The sequence below is a fragment of the Streptomyces sp. NPDC086554 genome, assembly GCF_040686095.1.
Taxonomy (GTDB): Bacteria; Actinomycetota; Actinomycetes; order Streptomycetales; family Streptomycetaceae; genus Streptomyces.
The window spans coordinates 283,094-298,386 of sequence record NZ_JBFBJK010000001.1 but is presented as its reverse complement, the minus strand read 5'-3'; the positions used below and the strand labels follow the sequence as shown (position 1 = coordinate 298,386).

Genomic DNA, 15,293 nt, shown 5'->3' with positions numbered 1-15,293 from the left:
GCTACCGGAAGACCGACGGCGGCGGCGCGGGCGACGCGACCGCCCCGGCGTCCGTGACGGCGGCCGCACCCCCGCTGAAATCGGCGAGCGCCCTGCCGTGCTCGACCCGCGCCGGATGTGAGTCGCCCGCGCTGCGCCGGGTCAGCTCGGCGATCGGCAGCGGCAGGTCGCGGCCGACGAGCACCGCGTTGCCGAAGCGCTTGCCGCGCAGCACGGCGGGGTCGGCGATGAGCGCGAGCTCCGGGAAGACGGTGGCGGCGGTGGCGAGTTGGCCGCGCAGATGCGCGAGCGGCGGCCCGTCGGCGAGGTTGGCGGCGTAGTACCCGCCGGGCTTCAGGACCCTGCGTACGTCGGTGAGGAATTCCGCGCTGGTGAGATGCGCGGGCGTCCTGGCCCCGCTGAAGACATCGGCGATGACGAGGTCCGCCCAGCCGTCCGTGATCTTCGCGAGGCCTTCGCGGGCGTCGGCGCCGCGTACCCGTACGCGGGCCTGGGGGTCCAACGGCAGTTCGCGGCGGACGAGTTGGATGAGCGCCGTGTCGCGCTCGATGACCTGCTGGGTGGAGCGGGGGCGGGTCGCCGCTATGTAGCGGGCCATGGTGAAGGCCCCGCCCCCGAGGTGCAGGGCGTGGATCGGCTTTCCGGCGGGTGCCACGAGATCGGCCACGTGCCCGAGCCTGCGCTGGTACTCGAAGTCGAGATACGCCGGGTCGTCGAGGTCTACGTGGGACTGCGGGGCACCGTCGACGAGCAGCGTCCACGCACGCGGCCGGTCCCGGTCGGGCATCAGCTCGGCAAGCCCGCCGTCCACTTCCTCGACAACGGCCTCAACCGCGTCCCGCCCCCGCCTGTTCCTTGCCATCAGCCCATTATCCGCGCAGAACAGCACCCTCGCGCGCCCTGCTGCGGGCAGGGCTCAACGGCAACGGTCCGCGGCCTCGATGGTCCGGGCCGCCTGGCCAAGGGCGGCCCGCAGCACCGCGGGATCAGTGACGTCCTCGCCCCCGCCGGAAGGCGGCAACAGCCACCCCGTCCCCGCAACCGGCGGCGCAGGCACCGGATCCAGCTCGGCGGAGTACACACTCGCCCCGCGCCCGAAGGTCTGCGTACAGGCGCTCCCCGGCAGGTCCCACCCGTCCGCCGTCCCCGGCGGCACCAGAAAACCGAGGGTGTCGCAGCTCCCGTCGTGCAGCACGGGCCCGACCCCGTCGCCCTCACCCGCGCCCCGGCGCAGGATGTCGACGGCCTCGAGCCCCTGCCGGGCCGGCACCGTCACCAGGTCACAGCAGTCCGCAGGCCCCGGCGGCGAGGCAGGCGCCGCGCTGTGGTCCTGGCTCGGCAGATGGGCCGCCGTCGTCAACGACGCCCGCGATACGGCGTTCTCCGTGCCGATCTCCAACATGGGGACCCCTCCTCGCAAGGGTGGAAGCCGCGTCGCTCCCTCTCCACATGGTTCAACGCGAGGCGGCGTCAACAGCTACGGCGGCACGCCGCCGCAAAGGATGGCAGTTCATGGCAGATCGTGGGTGAGATATCCCGTTTGTAGCCAAACTCCGCGTGGCGCCCCAGTCACAGCGGGTACGTTCGTGCTCCGCCGGAACAGGGGCAGCACCGCTGGATCCACGAGAGATCCGGCACACTCCGGCACGATCCGCACGAGAGGGTCAGGCCATGGCGTCGTCACCGATGACATCGTCAACTCAGTCTCCACGACGGAATCTTCTCTTCCGGCAGTTGCGCGGACAGCGCTCGCCGGGTGAGTTCGCCGCCGCGGTCCGCCGGGCCGCTCGTGAGATCGGCGAGCGCGTCAGCTGCGACGCCCGTTACATCGGGCGCGTGGAGGCGGGCGAGATCCGCTGCCCCAACTACGCGTACGAGCGGGTGTTCCTGCACATGTTCCCCGGCCGGACGCTGACGGACCTGGGGTTCGCCCCCCGCTCGGCGGTGCGCGGGCGGGGGGCGCGCACCGAGTCCGAAGCGCCCGCGCCACACACCACGATCCAGCTGTATGAGTCCCCTCCGTCCGGGCCGCCCGGCTCCGCGTCCCACGAGTGCGACCCGTACGAGATCCAGAGTCACGAGGAGAGCGACGTGCGGCGTCGCGCATTCATGAGCGGCACGGCCACCGTGGCCGCCGCCTCTTTGGGCCCCTTCGGGCTCGCCGCCCAGGACCCGGCCGAGGCCGCCGCACAGCGCGGCGGCCGGGCGGGCGAGGCGGAGGTGAGCGCGGTCGAGGAGGCCGTGCGGAAGATCCGGCTGCTCGACGACCGGCACGGCGCCGACGGGCTCTACCGACGGGCCTCCGCGCCACTGAAGACCGCCTACGCCCTGCTCGACGCGGGCACCACCCGGCAGTCGACGGCGGACCGGCTGTACACGGGCGCCGGTGAACTGGCCATCTCCGTGGGCTGGTTGGCGCATGACTCGGGGCGCTTCGACGATGCGCGCTCGCACTACGCCGAGGCCCTCGCGACGGCCCGGATGGCCGGCGACCCGGCCCTGGAGGCGCACGCCTTCTGCAACACGGCCTTCCTGGCGCGCGACGCGGGGCGGCCCCGGGAGGCGGTGCGGGCGGCGCAGGCCGCGGCGCGGGCCGCCCGGCACCTCTCGTCGCCCCGGCTGCTCTCGCTGATCGCGCTGCGCGAGGCAGGGGGCTGGTCGGGGCTCGGCGACCGTGCGGGCTGCGAGCAGTCACTGGCCCGCGCGCACGCGCTCTTCGACCGGGGCTCTTCGGATGCCGACCCGGAGTGGATGAGCTTCTACGGAGAGGCCGAGCTCGACGGGCTCGAGGCGCAGTGCTGGTCGGCGCTCGGCGACTGGCAGCGGGCGGCCAGGCACGCCCGGCGCGCGGCGGGCGTGGCATCGGCGCAGACCCCGCAGTTCACCCGGAACATCGCCCTCTACACCGCGGAGCTCGCCGACGACCTGGCCAGGGCGGGCCGCCCCGACGAGGCGGCCACCGCGGGCCTGCGTGTGCTCACGCTCCTGGACGAGGTGCAGTCGTCCCGTATCCAGTCGATGCTCGCGACGACGGCGCGGGTGCTGCTGCCGCACCGGCGGGCTTCGGGGGTCGGCGGCTTCCTGGAGCGGCACGCCTCGCTGCCGCGGGCCGTGTAGCCGCGGCCGCTTTCGGCCTTCTGTGCCAGGTGCCCGCTTCTATGCCAGGTGCCCGGTCTCGTTCCACGACTCGATGGCCGGTTCGCCATAGGCCCAGCCGAGCGTCGAGAGTGAGGTCGGGTTGAGCCGGATGCGGGAGGCGAAGTCGACGCCGAGGCCCAGCCAGCGTGCGCCGATGGACCGCAGGATGTGTCCGTGCGCGAAGACCAGGACGTCTCGGTCGGCCTCGCGCGCCCAGGCCACCACCTCGTCCGCGCGGGCGGTGATCTGCTCCAGGGTCTCTCCCCTGGGGACGCCGTCGCGCCAGATCAACCAGCCGGGGCGGACCGCCTGGATGTCGGCCGGGGTCATCCCTTCGTAGGAGCCGTAGTCCCACTCCATGAGGGTGTCCCAGGTGGTGGCCCGGTCCCCGAAGCCGGCGATCTCGCAGGTCTCCCGCGCGCGGGAGAGGGGGCTCGTGCGCACCTCGACGTCCGGGAGGCCGTCGTAGGGAGCGCGGTTCAGGCGCTCACCCAGGAGCTTCGCGCCGCGGCGGCCCTCTTCCAGAAGCGGGACGTCCGTCCTGCCGGTGTGCTTTCCGGACAGGGACCACTCCGTCTGTCCGTGCCGGGCCAGCAGGATGCGCGGTGCCATGACGAGCCTTTCCGAGTCGACAGCCATCTGCTGCCAAAGGGCGAATTCTGCGGACAGGTGGCTGTCCGTACCCTCCATCATCACTCACGCACGAGGCCGCGATCACTCGTGCCCACAAGGAGCAACCCGCCCGACGATCTCAGCGTCTAAGACCACTGGAGGTCGCCTCGGGGGGGTATTCGCGTACGCCGTAAAGTGAGTCGGCCAGGACCGCGGTACGACCATAAGGTCGACCGCAGAAGAACAATGGATGGGGGGACCGGCCGGATGCCGCAGACCGACGCTCCGGGCACCGGGGGGAGCAGCGGGCACCGGCTTCGCTGGTGGACCGAGTTGCCGCTGATAGCCCTGGTGTACGCCGCGTACTCGGCGGGCCGGCTGCTCGCGCGCGGCGATGTGTCGACCGCCGTCGACCACGGCCTTGCGCTGCTGCGTGCGGAGAAGTTCCTGCACATCAACGCCGAGAGTCCGCTGAACCGTCTCTTCACCGCGAACTCCTGGATAGGCGTCCCTGCCGACTTCTGGTACGCCTCACTGCACTACCTGGTGACCCCGGCAGTCCTCATATGGCTCTTCCGTAGCCGCGCGGTCCACTATCGCGCTGCACGCGCGTGGCTGATGATCTCCACCCTGATAGGCCTGGTCGGCTTCACTCTCCTTCCGACGTGCCCGCCACGCCTGTTGACCGCGAGCCACGGCTTCGTCGACACCATGGCGCAGTACAGCGACTTCGGCTGGTGGGGCGGTGAGGCGAGCGCGCCGCGCGGCCTCGGCGGCATGACCAACCAGTACGCGGCGATGCCGAGCCTGCACGTGGGGTGGGCGCTGTGGTGCGGAGTGCTGCTGTGGCGCCACGGCCGCACTCCGCTGACCAGGGCCGTCGCGGTCGCCTACCCGCTGCTCACCACCATCGTCGTGATGGGCACCGCGAACCACTACCTGCTCGACGCGGTCGCGGGGATCGCCGTGATGGGCGTGGGCCTGCTGCTCGTACGGCCGCTGCTCGGCCTCGCGGACCGGGTGCGGGAGCGGTTCGGGCTTTCACCGGTGGGGGCGTGGCAGCCGTCGGCCGTGATCACATCACACTCCGGCTCGGGAACTGGGGGAGCATCGGGAGCGGGGGCGCTCAGCGGCTCGTCCGCCGCGCGGCGTGGCGCCTCGCACGCCCCAGAATCCTCAATTGTCAGTGGCGAGTGCCAGACTTCGACAGGTGAGCGAATTCCCCGACCGCGCAAGCGGCCTGCCGAGTCAGGAGCCGAGCCGGGTGCCCAGTCCGCCGACGCGGGGGACAGCACTGCGACAGCAGCTCGCTGAGCTGCGCGGACCTGACGTCCCCGCGAAGCCGCTCGACGCCCGTGCGCTCGCCGCCCTCGCCGCGAACCCGGGATGCCGGAGGCGCGCGCTGCTCGACGGTGCGGGGGTGGACAAGGCGACGCTGGCCCAGTCGCTCGGCTCCCCCGCCTCCTTCGGGCAGTCGCAGTTCGCTTTCATGCGGGGCAACGCCTTCGAGGCGCGGGTCAAGGCCGACGGCGGCGCGGAGCTGCTGCGGCTCGCTCATGCGCGGCTCGGGGGCGGTCCTGAGCCGGTGCCGGGCGAGTCGTCGGTCCCCGACCTGGCCGCGGTGGGCCCCGAGGGACGGGCCGCGCGTACGTCGCTCGCCCTGCGCGAGGCCACCTCGACGGAGAGCTGGACACTCCTCGACCACCCGATGCTGGCGCTGGACGTCGCGGGGACGCCGGCGTTCCTGGAGCCGGACGCGGTGGTGATCCATCCCGACGGCAGCTGGACGGTTGTCGAGATCAAGTCCTTCCCGATGATCGACGGTTCGGCGGACGCGTCGAAGGTGGGCGCGGCGGCACGCCAGTCGGCGGTGTACGCACTGGCGCTGGAGCGCGTGGCGGCCCGTATGGAGCCCGCGCCCCGGGTTCGGCATCACGTCCTGCTCGTCTGCCCCAAGGACTTCTCGAACCTCCCAGCGGCGTCAGCCATCGACGTACGCAAGCAACTCTCCGTGACCAGACGCCAGTTGGCGCGCCTCACCCGCATCGAGGACATCGCGGCCGCGCTGCCGCCGGGCACGACGTTCGACGTCAACGGCCCCGCCGATGCCCTGACGGCCGCGGTCGAGTCCGTCCCTGCGACCTACGCCCCCGAGTGCCTGGCCGCCTGCGAACTGGCCTTCCACTGCCGCGAACGCTCCCGTGAGGAAGGCGCGGTCACGTCCCTGGGCCGGGCGGTGCGCGGGGAGCTCGGCGGCCTGACGACGATCGCGGGAGTCCTCTCGGCGGCACGGGGCGTGACGGGCGATCCGACGGACCCGGCGGTGGCGGCGCTGCGGAGGGCGGCGGCGCTGCGGGCCGAGGCACTTTCTGGCGTGGGCGCCTTGGGCGGTCCTGCCGGGGGTGCTGAATGCTGACCCCCCTCGCTGCGCGGCCCGCCAACTGCTCTCCCGCCCACCCGCCCGTTCACCCGGAATCGGGCATTCCGCCGCGGAGCGGCGGGGTCGGCCACCGCGGTCCGCAGGTGAAACAGGAGGCCCCGTGTCACCGATCGACGAGCCCAGCCGCCCGCGCCGTCAGTCGACGGCGAGCGCCCGATGCCGGGTGAACGGGTGGGTGGGCGGGGAGAAACCGCCGCGGAGCGGCGGGGTCGGCCACCGCGGTCCGCAGGCGAAACAGGAGGCCCCGTGTCACTGATCGACAACCTCGCCCGTCTGGAGGCGGTGAGTACCGGGCGGGCTCAGCCGCGGGCCACGGTGCGGCATCGGCATCTCTCCCAGCGCCCGCTGGTCCTCGTCCCCCTCACCACCGCCGGTGAAGCCGGTGCCCCCCTGGGCGCCCTCGTCGGCACGGAGCGCACCGCGCCCCGCCTCATCGCCGTACCCCAGCCCCGCGACCGCGACCTCCGGTTCACCTTCCTCGCCCAACTCGCGGACACCGTCCTGGAGTACGTCGACTCGTACGCCGAAGAGGTCGAGGCGGCCGAGCGCAGCGAGACGGATCCGGAGACCGGGAAGCGGGTCAAGGTCGAGGTCGAACTCTGCTCGGACGCACCGCAGTTGATCGTCCCGAGCCGGGCCGGCATCGACTTCGTACGGCTCATCGGCCGTTCGACCCGCTTCCGCCGGACCGCCGAGCAGGACCCGGAGACGCCCTACCCCGCGCCGCCCCGCGTCCCCCTCCTCGGCCGCTGGCTGACGCACTTCGGGGAGCGTGCCCGCGTCCCGGGATCCTCGCTCCTCACCGCCATGACCGATCTGCTCTCGCGCCACTGGGCCACCGGCCAGAGCAGCCTGGAGGACCAGCATCTGGGCGCTCTGCTCGCCTGGATCGAGGCTCCGGAGGGCACCTCCGGAGCTGATGCCGCCCTCCGGGCGGAGCTGGCGCGGGACAAGGACGGCCAGCTGATCTGCCCGCCCGCGGGCCCCGCCACGGACCCCGCGTTCGACAACCGTCTGCTCGCCCCGGCCATCGAGCGCTACGACCGCGCGCGCGGCACCCTCGCCACCGCCGAGGACGGCGTCGAGGCGGACGCCCGCCTCGCCGAACTGGCCGCCGCCGAGCGGGAGATCCGTGCCCTGATCGACAGCAGGACCCGCCCCACCTGGGACGCGGTGTGGCGCGGCCTGGACGCGCTGTGCACACTCCCCGAGGCCCCGCACGCGGCGGACCGCTGGACCCGCGACCGCTGGTCGTTCACCGGCCACCGGGACCGCGTGACCGCGGGCGAACCCCCGCAGCCCCGCATCGACGACGCGGTCACGGCGGCCAACAAGCTGGCCACCCGCGAGCGCGAACAGGCCAGGCTCGAGGCCCAGGAGGCGCTCGACGACCCTCTGGTGATGGCGGGCCGCCGGCTCGCGGGAGAGGCCTTCACCGGCGAGGTGACGGAGGTGGTCATGGCGTACAGCGAGAGCAAGAACCCGAGGCCGCGCCCCCTGGTCACGATCCGGACGGACGACCGCCCGCACCTGACCGAGCGCACGAAGGTGTACCGCTCGCTCCAAGGCAAGCCGCAGACCGCCGAGTTCGTCGCGTACGAAGGTGAAGGCGCCGTCATTCTCCGCGTCACCGACAAGATGGGGCGCGGCAAGGAGCCTGATGCAGGCTCGGTACCGGAGAAGGGCGACCGGATCTGCTGGACGCTCTTCGAGCACGAGCAGCGTGGCGGGCCGAAGCTGCCCGACCCCGAGGAAACCCCCTGGACCCATGGCGGCCCGCCGGGCGACGCCGCCGAGAGCCCCGATCCCGTGACTCCGGAGGACACCCTGTGAGTCTCGCAGCAGCCCCCTTCGACCCCGGCGCGGCAGCGGCCAGGGCCACGGACGCGATCCTGCACGACACGTTGCACGGCGCGCACCGGGGTGTCGTGGTCGACTCACCGCCGGGCGCGGGCAAGTCGACCCTCGTGGTCCGCGCGGCCCGCGAACTGGCCGCAGCCGGGCGCCCGTTGATGGTCATCGCGCAGACGAACGCGCAGGTCGACGACCTGGTCCTGCGGCTCGCCGAGAAGGACCCCGAGCTCCCGGTCGGCCGTCTGCACAGCAGCGACCCGGACGCGTACGACAAGGCGCTCGACGATGTGCCGTCCGTGCGGACGTCCACGAAGGCCGCCGATCTGGCCGGGCTCGACGTGGTCATCTCGACCGCGGCGAAGTGGGCGCACGTCGAGGTCTCCAAACTCGACGGGCCCTGGCGGCACGCCATCGTGGACGAGGCGTACCAAATGCGCTCGGACGCGCTGCTCGCCGTGGCCGGGCTCTTCGAGCGCGCGCTGTTCGTGGGCGACCCCGGCCAGCTAGACCCGTTCTCGATCGTCGGCGCCGAGCAGTGGGCGGGCCTCGCGTACGACCCGTCGGCGTCCGCGGTGACGACGCTGCTCGCGCACAATCCGGAGCTGCCGCAGCACCGCCTCCCGGTGTCCTGGCGGCTCCCCGCGTCGGCGGCACCCCTCGTATCGGCGGCGTTCTACCCGTACACGCCCTTCCGCAGCGGCACGGACCACGGCGACAGGCAGCTCGACTTCGGGGTGCCGTCGGACGGTTCGGCCCCCGACCGGGTGATCGACGAGGCGGCGGAGTCGGGCTGGGGCCTGCTCGAACTACCCGCGCGGAACACGCCGCGTACGGACCCGGAGGCGGTACGGGCGGTGGCCCAGGTCGTCCGCCGCCTCCTGGACCGGGGCGGCGCGGCCACCTCGGAGCGCGGCCCTGACCCCACGCCCCTCACCGCCGACCGCATCGCCGTCGGCACCGCCCACCGCGACCAGGCGGCGGCGGTGCGCGCGGCCCTCGCGGACCTGGGGGTCTCGGACGTCACGGTGGACACGGCGAACCGGCTGCAGGGCCGCGAATTCGACGTGACGGTGGTCCTGCACCCGCTCTCCGGCCGCCCGGACGCCACCGCCTTCCACCTGGAGACGGGCCGCCTCTGCGTCCTGGCCTCCCGCCACCGCCACGCCTGCATCGTGATCTGCCGCGCGGGCGTCAGCGACCTCCTGGACGACCACCCGTCGACGGAACCGGTCCAACTGGGCGTGACGGTGAAGTTCCCGGACGGCTGGGAGGCGAACCACGCGGTACTGGCCCGGCTGGCGGAGCACCGGGTGGCCTGGCGGCCATAACCAGCACCCCGAAGGGGCGCGAGGCTGTGACATGAGCGGCTCCGCCGCGTGGGCGCGACCAGCCACAAAGCACCCGCACACGAATCCGCACATCCCGCGGAGCGAAAGGCCCCCTTGCGCGGCACGAGACAATAGAAGATGGCCGACGGCCGGAAATCGTACGAGGAGGAAGAACCATGGCGGAGCCCGAGCGGCCCCGGTCCGAACAGCGTCTGCGACCCGCGCCCCTGCTCTTCGAGCCCGCGGAGGCCGCCGCCGACCCGGAGCACTTCTTCGACCTGGAGTCGATGGAGGACCCCCGTGAGCTGCTCGACCGCGCCACCGAGCTGACCCACGCCTTCCGTGCCGCGACGGACCGGTCGATCGAGTTCCAGGCCATCGCGGCCGCCCAGCTCGCCGACCCGCGCCGCTTCGACCGCCTCACGCACGCGGCGATCGCCGAGCGCGCGCAGTGGACCGAGGACTACGCGAAGAAGATGGTCGAGTTCGGCCGGGACCTGATGCGCGGGACCGGCGCGAGGGACGCCTGATCGAACGCCTCTCCCCCGAACAAGATCACGGGGCATATGCCAGGAAGGCAAGGTACTCCCCCCACCCCCCTCTTGTCCCGATTTCTCATAACCCTCAGAAATAGAACGCCCACTACCGGTAGATGTATCTGCCATGAGCGGTCTTCGGGCGCCGGATGCTCGATCGCTTATGGGAGGAGGGCCCCGGCTCCGGCCCGGTCGCCGAGCACCGCGGCCGCATGCTGCTCTTCGCCACCCCCGGCACCGCCGGGCGGCTGCCCTCGCTGCTCGAGTGGGAGGAGTGGGGCCGCGCCGTCCCCTCGGCGCTCTGCCACGGCACGGGCGACGCCGTGACGGTGCCGCCGATCACCGCCGGACGGCGGGAGACGCGCACCCCGGGCCGGCTCGATTCCCGCTGGCTGGTCGCCCCCGACACCCGGCATCCCTGGCTCCCGGGACCCGAGGTGATGCTCTGGGCCTGCGTCCGCGCGGCCCGCGCCACGGCAGGCTCGGCGGTCCGTATATCGATTTTTCCTGGCGGCGATCAGGATGCTAAGGTCTACGACGTCAGCAGGCGCCGCTAGCTCAGTTGGTTAGAGCAGCTGACTCTTAATCAGCGGGTCCGGGGTTCGAGTCCCTGGCGGCGCACAGACGGTGAGAAGCCCCTCGCGGAAGCGAGGGGCTTCTTGCATGCCCGCACGAAAATGCCGCGAGGCCGGGTAGTCAGCCCACCGAGACCTTCACCGTCCACGCCCCCGTGGCCGTCCGCCCCTCGGCCTCGATCCGCACGTCGCCGCCCGGCACCGTGAAGCTCTCCCCCACCCCCACCGGCGCGTCCGCGAGCGGCGGATACACCGAGTCGCCCCAGCAGGCCTCCGTGTCCGGGTGGGCGTCGACGACCTCGACGGGGCCGCCGCCGGACGGCGGCTCGTTGCGTACGTGATAGGCGAGCACGCCCTCGGTGCAGGTCGCGTGGTCGTTGCCGTCGGCGCCCCGCGCCTCGATCGCGATCGCGCTGTCACGGCCCGTGCGGACGACCGCCAGCTTGGTGCCGCCGACGCCACCGCGCGCGGGCCTGACCGAGAGCGGCTCCAGGGTCAGCCGCCGCTCGCCGCCCGACACGCACACCACCTGCCGCCGGTCCAGCCAGCCGAGCTTCCACTTGTGCCAGCCGAAGAGGTCCGGGGAGAGCCCGAACTGGCTGCCCATGACGTCCCAGTCGCCGACGTACGTGTCCCAGTCGCCCTTGCCGTCGGTCGGCCGGTGGTAGAGATCGGGCAGGTCGAAGACGTGGCCCGTCTCGTGGGCGAGGACGTTGCGGTCCGGCGGGTGCCGCTCGAAGACCGTCACGATGCGCCTGATGTCCGCGCCATCGGCCCGCATCGGCCGGTCGAAGTTGACGACCTTCGTGGCGTCCGAGTCGACGCCGGGCGCGTCCGGGTCGGCGACGAGGTAGACGACGTCGTAGCGGGAGAAGTCGACGTCCGGGTCGGCCGCGGCCACCGCGTCGCGCAGATAGGTGCTGCGCCGCGACGCGTTCCAGTCGCGCTCTATGGCGTACGAGGTGGAGTCCTCCGGCATCTCGACCCACTCGCGCTGCGGATGCGGGCGCAGCGCGAACTTGCCGTACGAGGCGCGGTCGAAGAAGTCGCTGGTGGCGGGGAAGTGATCGGCGGCGAGCTCGTCGGGGTCGGTCAGCGGCGGGGAGTCGGGGAAGGAGAGGAAGATCATCACCGCGTCGAGGGTCCGGTCCGGGCGCGGATAGGCGGTGTTCCAGGTGTCGAGGCCCTCCGAGTGATGGGCCGATGTGCGCTGCAGGGCGCACGGGCCCGCCGTGGTCTTGGCGGTGGCGGGCCCCGCGACAAGGCCGGTGGCGGCGAGGGCGGTCAGGGACGTGAGGGCGGCGGCCGTGCTGCGCAGCCGGGGTCTCTCCCCTCCACGGGTGAGTCCCCAGGGGGGTAGCTGACGCGGCACGTCGACCTCCGGGTGCGGAATACGGGGCATCCCACCCACTCTGTGGTGCTTTAATCGCATTCGCCCTGTTTGCCTGGACCAGCCGAGTGAGGCGCAACGCCGAGCGCTCACGGAACGTCACAAGTAGTCGTCGCGCGAAGGCAGCGGCACAGGGGCGAGCAGAAACGATCTGCCGCCCGGCGCGCCCCGGCTCTGCCCGGCGCCCACACCGACTACGCGCTCCCCGCGGCCGCCACGCGGCGCCGTGCTGCGGCTGGAAGCGCCCGCTGGCCTGCCCCTATGATCGGCACACTTTCCCGCGTGGGCCCGGCCTCGCCGACCCTGCGCGGGCCCGGCCTCGCCGAACAACTGCACTGCGGGAGCGAGCGGTGAACGGAACGTCTGAAGGCCCCCTGCCCACAACGGTCGCAGCAGCCACAGCGGTCACAGCGCCCGGCCTCGCCCGGGCGCCCCTCACGGAACGTGGCCGCCGCGAGCCGGCCGATCACCGGGCCGCCTTCGGCGTCGCCCCGCTCGCCCTCGCCGTGGTCGACGCCGAAGGCCTCGTCATGGACGCCAACGACGCGCTCGCCGAGCTGCTCGGCGCCTCCCCCGTCGAGCTTGCAGGACGCCTCGCCGCCGACCTGGTGGATCTCGCGTCGGATGCCCGCACCTGGCACGCGTACCGCGAAGTGCTCCGCGGCCGACAGGCCAAACTGCGCTGCACCCGCCGCCTGAAGCACCCCGACGGGCACTCCCTGTGGGTGCAGCTCACCGTCTCCCCCATGCCCGGCGGCCGCACGGTGCTGCTCGCCGCCACGGACATCAGCGCGCGCCGCGAGCTCCAGGCCCGGCTCCGCCACCTCCAGATGCACGACCCGGTGACCCGGCTGCCCAACCGCAGCCTGTTCTTCGAGCGGCTCGCCGGGGCACTGGAAGCGGGTGCCTACGACGACACGGGCACCGGACGGGTCGGCCTCTGCTATCTCGACCTCGACGGGTTCAAGGCGGTCAACGACACCCTCGGCCACCGGGTCGGCGACCGGCTCCTCGCGGCGGTCGCCGAGCGGCTCACGCGGTGCGCCGACGACGCCGGGTACGGCAGGACCGCGGTGCCGCTGGTGGCACGCCTCGGCGGCGACGAGTTCGCGCTGCTCGTGGAGGACTCGACGGGCACCGACCAACTGGCGGATCTCGCCGATGCGGCGCTCAAGGCATTGCAGGCCCCCTTCGACCTGTCGGGCCAGCGGCTCTCCGTGTCGGCCTCCATCGGCGTCGTCGAGCGGCGTGCCACCGGGACGACGGCCACCTGCCTGATGCAGGCCGCCGACACGACGCTGTACTGGGCGAAGGCCGACGGCAAGGCACGCTGGACGCTCTTCGACCCCGAGCGCAACGCACACCGCATGACCCGCCAGGCGCTTGCCAGTTCACTGCGTCCTGCCGTCGACCGCGGTGAGTTCGTCCTGGACTACCAGCCGCTGGTGGGCCTCGACGACGGGCGGGTGCACGGGGTGGAGGCGCTCGTGCGGTGGCAGCATCCGCAGTTCGGGCTGCTCACGCCGAATCGGTTCATCGGATTGGCGGAGGAAGACGGTTCGATCGTTCAGCTGGGCCGCTGGGTGTTGCGTACGGCGTGCCGCCAGGCCCGGCAGTGGCAGCTCGACCACCCGGAACGGCCACCGGTCTTCGTGAGCGTCAATGTCGCCGTGCGCCAGGTGTGGGACTCCGACCTGGTCGCCGACGTCGCCGAGATCCTGGCGGAGACCGGGCTCGCCCCCGAACTCGTACAGCTGGAGCTCACCGAGTCCGCCGTGATGGGCTCGGCGGGGCGGCCGCTGCAGGCGCTGCAGTCGCTCAGCGACATGGGGGTGCGCATCGCCATCGACGACTTCGGCACGGGGTACTCGAACCTGGCGTATCTGAGCCGGCTCCCGGTGTCCGTCCTGAAGCTGGACGGCTCTTTCGTACGGGGTTTCCAGTACGACGCGGAAGCGGGCGAGGCGCACATCAACCCCGCCGACGAGATCATCGTGGAGGCCATGGTGCAGCTCGCGCACCGGCTCGGGCTCACGGTGACCGCGGAATGCGTGGAGACTGCGTCTCAGGCTTCGCGGTTGGAGGGGATCGGGTGCGACACGGGGCAGGGGTGGCTTTACTCCCGGCCCGTGTCGCCGGATCGTATCTCCGCGTTGCTGCGGGGCGCGGACTAGCCCGCCCACCCGCTCACCCCAGGTTGTACTCGTCCGCGATCAGTTCGTAGCTGCGCAGGCGGAGTTCGCCGCTGTGCGCGTTGGCCGTGATCATCAGCTCGTCGGCGCCGGTGCGCTTGGCGAGGTCGTCGAGGCCGGTGCGGACCTGGTCGGCGGTGCCGTGGATGACGTTGGAGTTCCAGTTGCCGATGAACTCCCGCTCCATCTCGTTGAATTCGTACGCCTCGGCCTCCTCCGGGGTGGGGACCAGGCCGGGGCGGCCGGTGCGCAGGCGGACCATGTTCAGGGCGGCGGCCATGACCTGGCGGCGGGCCTCCTTCTCCTCGTCCGTGGCGAGGGCCGATACGCCGATGAGGGCGTACGGGGCGTCCAGGACCGCGGAGGGCTTGAACGACTCGCGGTAGAGGTCGAGCGCCGGGATCGTGTTCTGCGCGGAGAAGTGGTGCGCGAAGGCGAAGGGCAGGCCGAGCACTCCGGCGAGGCGGGCGCTGAAGCCGGAGGAGCCGAGCAGCCAGAGCGGCGGGCGGTGCGGGGACTGGACGCCGCCGGGCGAGGTGGCCTGGACGGGGCCGGGTACGGCGTGGATACGGGCGTAGGGATGCCCGTCGGGGAAGTCGTCGTCCAGGAAGCGGGTGAGCTCGGCGAGCTGCTGGGGGAAGTCGTCCGCGCCTTCGTTGGAGGGGGTCCCCCCTGCTCGAGCGAAGCCGAGAGCTTGGGGGAGGTCCGTGCGGCGCAGGGCGGCGGCGGTCGCGCCGTCCGTGCCGGGGGCGCGGCCGAGGCCCAGGTCGACGCGGCCCGGGGCCATCGCCTCCAGGGTGCCGAACTGCTCCGCGATCACCAGGGGAGCGTGGTTGGGGAGCATGACTCCGCCGGAGCCCAGGCGGATGCGGGTCGTGTGGGCTGCCAGGTGGGCGAGGATCACCGCGGGCGATGAGGAGGCGACTCCCGGCATGGAGTGGTGCTCGGCCACCCAGTAGCGGTGGTAGCCGCGGGTCTCCGCGAGGCGGGCGATGTCCACGCTGGTCCGCAGCGCCTGCGTGGCCGTGCGGCCGGCCCCCACGGTCACCAGGTCCAGTACGGACAGCGGGACGGGGGCGGTTCCCTTCCGGGTGCCTCGGATGTCGTCGCTCGGGTCCACGGTCACGGTGCCTTGCCTCCTGCTGGGGTGAGTTCTTGCTCCGCAGGGTGCAAACAGGAGGGTGGCTCCGGTTTATTCCTTCGGCCTTCTGTGGGTGGGTGGGACAAG

General features: G+C 72.5%; 12 protein-coding genes, 1 tRNA gene and 1 pseudogene. 9 read left to right on the top strand and 5 right to left on the bottom strand.

Annotation, left to right across the window (positions count from 1 at the left end):
* Nucleotide 1: 1 nt before the first annotated feature.
* Together AB0O76_RS01325 and AB0O76_RS01320 are read right to left on the bottom strand one after the other, a co-directional pair.
* Nucleotides 2-862: a fused MFS/spermidine synthase gene (locus AB0O76_RS01325; RefSeq protein ID WP_365483717.1), complete on the bottom strand. Its 861-nt coding sequence runs from the start codon at nucleotides 860-862 to the stop codon at nucleotides 2-4.
* 54 nt (nucleotides 863-916) lie between these two features.
* Nucleotides 917-1,402 carry a hypothetical protein gene (locus AB0O76_RS01320; RefSeq protein ID WP_365483714.1) on the bottom strand — a complete coding sequence of 162 codons (486 nt, stop codon included), beginning with the start codon at nucleotides 1,400-1,402 and terminating at the stop codon, nucleotides 917-919.
* A gap of 269 nt (nucleotides 1,403-1,671) precedes the next feature.
* Between AB0O76_RS01320 and AB0O76_RS01315 the strand changes: the two genes are divergently transcribed.
* Nucleotides 1,672-3,117, top strand: a complete 1,446-nt coding sequence (locus AB0O76_RS01315; protein WP_365483711.1) for a tetratricopeptide repeat protein — start codon at nucleotides 1,672-1,674, stop codon at nucleotides 3,115-3,117.
* A gap of 39 nt (nucleotides 3,118-3,156) precedes the next feature.
* Here the strand turns inward: AB0O76_RS01315 and AB0O76_RS01310 are convergent, their stop codons facing one another.
* Entirely contained in the window at nucleotides 3,157-3,750 is a 594-nt protein-coding gene (locus AB0O76_RS01310) for a histidine phosphatase family protein (protein WP_365483708.1), read from the bottom strand.
* 267 nt (nucleotides 3,751-4,017) lie between these two features.
* Between AB0O76_RS01310 and AB0O76_RS01305 the strand changes: the two genes are divergently transcribed.
* From AB0O76_RS01305 to AB0O76_RS01275, 7 genes and pseudogenes are all read left to right on the top strand, one after another.
* Complete coding sequence (locus tag AB0O76_RS01305; protein ID WP_365483705.1) at nucleotides 4,018-5,064, top strand: phosphatase PAP2 family protein; 1,047 nt, start codon at nucleotides 4,018-4,020, stop codon at nucleotides 5,062-5,064.
* A complete protein-coding gene (locus AB0O76_RS01300; protein ID WP_365483702.1) occupies nucleotides 5,015-6,166 on the top strand; it encodes a hypothetical protein in 1,152 nt (383 codons plus the stop codon). The genes AB0O76_RS01305 and AB0O76_RS01300 overlap by 50 nt, the downstream gene beginning before the upstream one ends.
* Nucleotides 6,167-6,436: 270 nt before the next feature.
* Nucleotides 6,437-8,023: a hypothetical protein gene (locus AB0O76_RS01295; protein ID WP_365483699.1), complete on the top strand. Its 1,587-nt coding sequence runs from the start codon at nucleotides 6,437-6,439 to the stop codon at nucleotides 8,021-8,023.
* On the top strand, nucleotides 8,020-9,372 hold the full coding sequence (locus tag AB0O76_RS01290; RefSeq protein WP_365483697.1) for an AAA domain-containing protein: 1,353 nt from the start codon (nucleotides 8,020-8,022) through the stop codon (nucleotides 9,370-9,372). The genes AB0O76_RS01295 and AB0O76_RS01290 overlap by 4 nt, the downstream gene beginning before the upstream one ends.
* A gap of 176 nt (nucleotides 9,373-9,548) precedes the next feature.
* Nucleotides 9,549-9,902, top strand: a complete 354-nt coding sequence (locus AB0O76_RS01285; protein ID WP_365483694.1) for a hypothetical protein — start codon at nucleotides 9,549-9,551, stop codon at nucleotides 9,900-9,902.
* A 137-nt stretch (nucleotides 9,903-10,039) separates the two neighbouring features.
* Nucleotides 10,040-10,465 (top strand): annotated as a pseudogene (locus AB0O76_RS01280) (hypothetical protein); the annotation flags it as partial.
* Nucleotides 10,456-10,529: transfer RNA gene (locus tag AB0O76_RS01275), tRNA-Lys, on the top strand. The pseudogene AB0O76_RS01280 and the gene AB0O76_RS01275, both read left to right, overlap by 10 nt.
* 75 nt (nucleotides 10,530-10,604) lie before the next feature.
* Here AB0O76_RS01275 and AB0O76_RS01270 read toward each other — a convergent pair.
* Entirely contained in the window at nucleotides 10,605-11,885 is a 1,281-nt protein-coding gene (locus AB0O76_RS01270) for a M6 family metalloprotease domain-containing protein (protein ID WP_365483691.1), read from the bottom strand.
* Between the two features lie 338 nt (nucleotides 11,886-12,223).
* Between AB0O76_RS01270 and AB0O76_RS01265 the strand changes: the two genes are divergently transcribed.
* The gene (locus AB0O76_RS01265; RefSeq protein ID WP_365483688.1) at nucleotides 12,224-14,047 is read left to right on the top strand and encodes an EAL domain-containing protein; all 1,824 of its coding nucleotides are present in this window, start codon (nucleotides 12,224-12,226) and stop codon (nucleotides 14,045-14,047) included.
* 13 nt (nucleotides 14,048-14,060) lie between these two features.
* On the opposite strand, the gene AB0O76_RS01260 is transcribed toward AB0O76_RS01265, so the two are convergent.
* On the bottom strand, nucleotides 14,061-15,191 hold the full coding sequence (locus AB0O76_RS01260; protein WP_365483685.1) for an LLM class flavin-dependent oxidoreductase: 1,131 nt from the start codon (nucleotides 15,189-15,191) through the stop codon (nucleotides 14,061-14,063).
* Between the last annotated feature and the right edge of the window lie 102 nt (nucleotides 15,192-15,293).